1 protein-coding gene and 1 pseudogene are annotated in these 1,417 nt (G+C 24.7%); both read left to right on the forward strand.

Annotation, left to right across the window (positions count from 1 at the left end; all coding sequences use genetic code 11):
• Positions 1–77 precede the first annotated feature (77 nt).
• Positions 78–245: pseudogene (locus tag I2E26_RS05140) on the forward strand (GNAT family N-acetyltransferase); the annotation flags it as partial.
• On the forward strand, positions 246–1,417 hold a 1,172-nt coding region (aac(6')-Ie, locus tag I2E26_RS05145; RefSeq protein WP_195419868.1), incomplete at its 3' end, for an aminoglycoside N-acetyltransferase AAC(6')-Ie.

Below are 1,417 nucleotides of genomic sequence, written 5' to 3' on the forward strand. Positions count from 1 at the left end.
AATATTGTGATTTTATATACTTACTTGAAGATAGTGAAGAAGAAATAGGAACAAATTTTGGAGAAGATATATTAAGATTATCTTTTATTAAGGAATATTCTAAAGAGATTGGTTGTTCTGAAATGTTTTTAATAACTGATAAAGGTAATCCTAGAGCTTGCCATGTATATGAAAAATTAGGTGGTAAAAATGATTATAAAGATGAAATAGTATATGTATATGATTATGAAAAAGGTGATAAATAAATGAATATAGTTGAAAATGAAATATGTATAAGAACTTTAATAGATGATGATTTTCCTTTGATGTTAAAATGGTTAACTGATGAAAGAGTATTAGAATTTTATGGTGGTAGAGATAAAAAATATACATTAGAATCATTAAAAAAACATTATACAGAGCCTTGGGAAGATGAAGTTTTTAGAGTAATTATTGAATATAACAATGTTCCTATTGGATATGGACAAATATATAAAATGTATGATGAGTTATATACTGATTATCATTATCCAAAAACTGATGAGATAGTCTATGGTATGGATCAATTTATAGGAGAGCCAAATTATTGGAGTAAAGGAATTGGTACAAGATATATTAAATTGATTTTTGAATTTTTGAAAAAAGAAAGAAATGCTAATGCAGTTATTTTAGACCCTCATAAAAATAATCCAAGAGCAATAAGGGCATACCAAAAATCTGGTTTTAGAATTATTGAAGATTTGCCAGAACATGAATTACACGAGGGCAAAAAAGAAGATTGTTATTTAATGGAATATAGATATGATGATAATGCCACAAATGTTAAGGCAATGAAATATTTAATTGAGCATTACTTTGATAATTTCAAAGTAGATAGTATTGAAATAATCGGTAGTGGTTATGATAGTGTGGCATATTTAGTTAATAATGAATACATTTTTAAAACAAAATTTAGTACTAATAAGAAAAAAGGTTATGCAAAAGAAAAAGCAATATATAATTTTTTAAATACAAATTTAGAAACTAATGTAAAAATTCCTAATATTGAATATTCGTATATTAGTGATGAATTATCTATACTAGGTTATAAAGAAATTAAAGGAACTTTTTTAACACCAGAAATTTATTCTACTATGTCAGAAGAAGAACAAAATTTGTTAAAACGAGATATTGCCAGTTTTTTAAGACAAATGCACGGTTTAGATTATACAGATATTAGTGAATGTACTATTGATAATAAACAAAATGTATTAGAAGAGTATATATTGTTGCGTGAAACTATTTATAATGATTTAACTGATATAGAAAAAGATTATATAGAAAGTTTTATGGAAAGACTAAATGCAACAACAGTTTTTGATGGTAAAAAGTGTTTATGCCATAATGATTTTAGTTGTAATCATCTATTGTTAGATGGCAATAATAGATTAACTGGAAT

This window comes from Collinsella sp. D33t1_170424_A12, from assembly GCF_015554865.1.
Lineage (GTDB): Bacteria > Actinomycetota > Coriobacteriia > Coriobacteriales > Coriobacteriaceae > Collinsella.